Raw genomic sequence first — 4042 nt, 5'->3', positions numbered from 1 at the left:
ATAAAAACTCCGCTGCTGTTGTTTACTCAGCCTGCTTTCCATTTCAGGGTGGCGCCTGAGGTAGTCTTTCAGGCTATGTGCCACAATTTTACCTTGTGATAAAACGGTGATACCTGCCGGTAAAAACTGTTTGATCTTTTTCATCAGCAGCGGGTAATGTGTACAGCCGAGTACAAGGGTATCGATGCCCGGCGAGGCCGATAATATTTTATCCAGGTATTCTTTCACAAAATAGTCGGCCCCTTCGCTTTCATGTTCATTGTTTTCAATCAGCGGCACCCACATGGGGCAGGCCAGCTGGTGTGTTTTCACATGCGGGAAAAACTTTTGGATTTCAAGGGGGTAAGATTCTGATGATACTGTGCCATTAGTGGCCAGTATACCTACCTCACCGGTTTGTGTGAGGGTGCCCACCATTTCGGAAGTGGGGCGGATCACGCCCAGCACGCGGTTATCGGGAGCAATATCCGGCAGGTCTTTCTGCTGGATGGTACGCAATGCTTTGGCGGACGCGGTATTGCAGGCCAGTATTACCAGCGGGCAACCCATTCCAAACAGTTTTTGCACACACTCCAGCGTATAGCTGTGAATAGTATCAAAGCCGCGGTTGCCGTAAGGCGCGCGGGCATTGTCTCCCAAATAAATGTAGTCATACTGCGGGAGCTCTGCCACTATTTCCCTGAGTACGGTTAAACCGCCGTAGCCGGAATCGAATATACCTATCGGACCCATGATTATTCAGTGTCTTTTTGCATCAGACCGGAGCCTGTTAAGTCATAAATTTTCTGTATCTCATGCAGTACGCCTTCGAAGTCTATTTCAAGATCTTTTAATATGCCGTTTTTCAGGTCATATACCCAGCCATGCACAGTAGGGAAACCTTTTTCCAGATATGATTTCTGCACGGCGGCAGTTTTGATCACGTTAATGCATTGTTCCTGCGTATTCAGTTCAACGAGGCGGTTATAACGTGTATGCTCATCCGTTATAGCGTTCAGCTCGTCCATATGAAGGCGGTATACATCGCGGATATTACGCAGCCAGGGATTGAGGAGTCCAAGATCTTTGGGCTGCATCGCAGCCTTTACGCCACCACAGTTATAGTGCCCGCATATAACGATATGTTTTACTTCCAGGTGCACCACCGCATAATTGATTACACTCATCACGTTGAGGTCGATATTGGGCACAAGGTTGGCGATATTGCGGTGTACAAATACTTCTCCCGCTTCAAGTCCCATGATTTCATTGGTAGGAACCCGGCTGTCGCTGCAACCAATATACAGGTAGGCCGGTTTCTGGGTGTCGGCCATTTTCTCAAAAAACTGCTCGTCTGTGGCCTTTTTGGAAGCTATCCATTGTTTGTTGTTCTCAAATATCTGGTTATATGCTGTCATGTGGTTTTCATTTTTATGTGCTAAAGATACATATTGAAAGCATATAAGGAGGCAACCCTTTCATGATGAAAGGATTAAAGGAATACGGCGGTTTTTTCAGTCTGAAAATCGTGCAGGTGCCGAAAGCATAAAATGCTATTGTAAAGATACTTATTCATGTTGTTTATTAATATGTTTGAACTATCGCATTCTTGGAAACCCGGTATATAATCAGTACCTTTGCAGCTTCAAAATTTCATAAATTTCATAGCCAGCATGATCAGTGTTAAAAACGTAACGCTCTCTTTCGGTAAGAGAGTATTGTTTGACGAAGTAAACCTCAATTTCACAAAAGGGAACTGTTATGGTGTGATTGGGGCCAATGGAGCAGGTAAATCTACTTTTCTGAAGATATTGTCCGGTGAAATAGAGCCGAATAAAGGTACTGTGGAAATCACTCCCGGTGAGCGTATGAGCGTGCTCACGCAAAACCACTTCCAGTTTGATGAGGTTACGGTACTGAATGCCGTATTAATGGGTAATAAGAAACTTTGGGAGATAGCGAACGAAAGGGATACTATATATGCCAAAGAAGATTTTACTGAAGAAGACGGTATGCGCGCAGGTGAACTGGAAGCTGAGTACGGTGAGATGGGCGGTTATACTGCAGAAAGTGATGCAGGTGTATTGCTGAGCGATCTGGGTGTGAAAGAAGAAGTGCATGGTATGCTGATGAAAGATATTGCCGGTAGCCTTAAAGTGCGGGTACTGCTTGCACAGGCGCTGTTTGGCAATCCCGATATCCTCCTGCTGGATGAGCCTACGAACGACCTGGATGTGGAAACTATCGGCTGGCTGGAGAACTTCCTGGCCGATTACGAAAATATTGTGATCGTGGTATCCCACGACCGTCACTTCCTGGATGCTGTATGTACGCATGTGGCTGATGTGGACCGCGCAAAGATCCAGATCTTCAGCGGTAACTATACCTTCTGGTACGAGTCATCCCAGTTGATGGCCCGCCAGATCGCAGATAAGAACAAGAAGATGGAAGATAAGCGTAAAGACCTGCTGGACTTTATCGCCCGCTTTAGCGCTAACGCCTCCAAAAGTAAACAGGCCACTTCCCGTAAGAAAGCCCTGGAAAAACTGGTGGTGGAAGATATCCAGCCTTCTAACCGTAAGTATCCCGGTATCATCTTCAAGCAGCAGCGTGAAGTGGGCAACCAGATCCTGAACGTGGAAAAACTGGAGAAACTGGCAGACGGCCGCAAACTCTTTACGGATGTTACTTTCTCCGTTAACAAGGGAGATAAGATTGCATTCCTCTCCAAAGATCACCTGGCCCTTACCACTTTCTTTGAAGTGATCAATAATGAAGCAGCTGCCGATAGCGGTAAGTTTGAATGGGGTACCACTGTAACCAGCGCTTACCTGCCAAACGATAACGCTGCCTATTTCACCAATAAAGACCTGAACCTGATGGATTGGTTACGCCAGTACGTGCCACCTCATGTAACAGATGTGGATGAACCTTTCCTCCGTGGTTTCCTTGGTAAAATGTTATTTGGTGGAGATGAGATCATGAAGAAAACTTCCGTGCTGAGCGGTGGTGAAAAAGTACGCTGCATGACCAGCCGTATGATGCTGCAGGATCCGAACGTACTGATCCTCGATGAGCCTACCAACCACCTGGACCTGGAATCCATTCAATCATTCAACGAAAGCATGATCAACTACAAGGGAGTAGTGTTGTTCACCACTCATGACCATACCTTCATGCAATCAGTAGCTAACCGTATTATTGAGTTAACGCCTAAAGGTATCATTGACAGGCTGATGACCTTTGATGAATACCTGGCAGATGATCGTGTGAAAGCACTGCGGGAAGAAATGTACGGTAGCGCAGTTCCGGCGTAAAAGAATATAGCTGAAAAATATGGAAGGGAATGACCGGCTGGTCATTCCCTTCTCTTTTTAATGGTGTGTTTATATCTTCTATAAATACTCTTCTATCACCTTTAATTTATTCTTATCGAGGGGCTTTGTGATGTAGGCCATCAGCTCCGGTGTATGTTGTACTTTCTGCATGTCACGTACATCCACAGAGGAGGAGCACATGATAATCGGGATGGCATTTTCCCGGGATGTTTTGAGTCCCCTGTATGCCTCAATAAAATCCCATCCATTCATCCGCTGCATATTCATATCAAGAATGATGAGAGAGGGTAAGGTAGGCTGGGTGGCGCTGGAAAGCTGTTCCAGGGCCTCTTCCGCGCAGAGAAAAGAGGTAACTACCAGGTGATTGCTTTGGTGCCCCAACATTTTTTTGATAATGAAATGAAATATCTCATCATCATCAACAACGTACACTATTTTATTCATGTCTTCCATGCTTCGGTTTTAATTGGGCTTCTTATCATATCCGATAATAACAAAAGGCGCACAAAAGACGATGTTAAGGAATTACGTGACCTTGTTTACTGCAAAGTAAGAGCATTGACTTCAGGGATAACAGGTAGCTGAAATCAAATTCCTTTATCGTAAACACAGGCTGGATCGGCATTTATATGATGCCCGTCACATTCTTCTTCTTAAGCATTGGTCATGGGAGAACAGTGGCCTCCGGCTATCTTTAATTGTGAAGCAAAGAACGTTAATTTAAT

General features: G+C 45.3%; 4 protein-coding genes. 1 reads left to right on the top strand and 3 read right to left on the bottom strand.

Annotated elements, in window-relative coordinates; all coding sequences use genetic code 11:
• The coding region (murI, locus tag VN105_RS24360) for a glutamate racemase (RefSeq protein ID WP_325645137.1) at positions 1-732 on the bottom strand (732 nt) is incomplete at its 3' end.
• A gap of 2 nt (positions 733-734) precedes the next feature.
• Positions 735-1397 carry a carbonic anhydrase gene (locus VN105_RS24355; RefSeq protein WP_325645135.1) on the bottom strand — a complete coding sequence of 221 codons (663 nt, stop codon included), beginning with the start codon at positions 1395-1397 and terminating at the stop codon, positions 735-737.
• Between the two features lie 255 nt (positions 1398-1652).
• Here VN105_RS24355 and VN105_RS24350 point away from each other — a divergent pair, with 255 nt between their 5' ends.
• Complete coding sequence (locus VN105_RS24350; RefSeq protein WP_325645133.1) at positions 1653-3296, top strand: ABC-F family ATP-binding cassette domain-containing protein; 1644 nt, start codon at positions 1653-1655, stop codon at positions 3294-3296.
• A 78-nt stretch (positions 3297-3374) separates the two neighbouring features.
• Here VN105_RS24350 and VN105_RS24345 read toward each other — a convergent pair whose 3' ends face one another.
• Positions 3375-3770 carry a response regulator gene (locus VN105_RS24345; RefSeq protein ID WP_325645131.1) on the bottom strand — a complete coding sequence of 132 codons (396 nt, stop codon included), beginning with the start codon at positions 3768-3770 and terminating at the stop codon, positions 3375-3377.
• Positions 3771-4042 lie beyond the last annotated feature (272 nt).

This window comes from Chitinophaga sp. (genome assembly GCF_035564935.1).
Classification (GTDB): domain Bacteria; phylum Bacteroidota; class Bacteroidia; order Chitinophagales; family Chitinophagaceae; genus Chitinophaga.
This window is presented reverse-complemented; position numbering and strand designations above follow the sequence as displayed.

Excerpts from the sequence above, each read along its gene's own strand:
- VN105_RS24355 (WP_325645135.1), bottom strand. The coding sequence starts at position 1,397 with ATGACAGCATATAACCAGATATTTGAGAACAACAAACAATGGATAGCT.
- VN105_RS24345 (WP_325645131.1), bottom strand. The coding sequence starts at position 3,770 with ATGGAAGACATGAATAAAATAGTGTACGTTGTTGATGATGATGAGATA.
- VN105_RS24350 (WP_325645133.1), top strand. The coding sequence starts at position 1,653 with ATGATCAGTGTTAAAAACGTAACGCTCTCTTTCGGTAAGAGAGTATTG.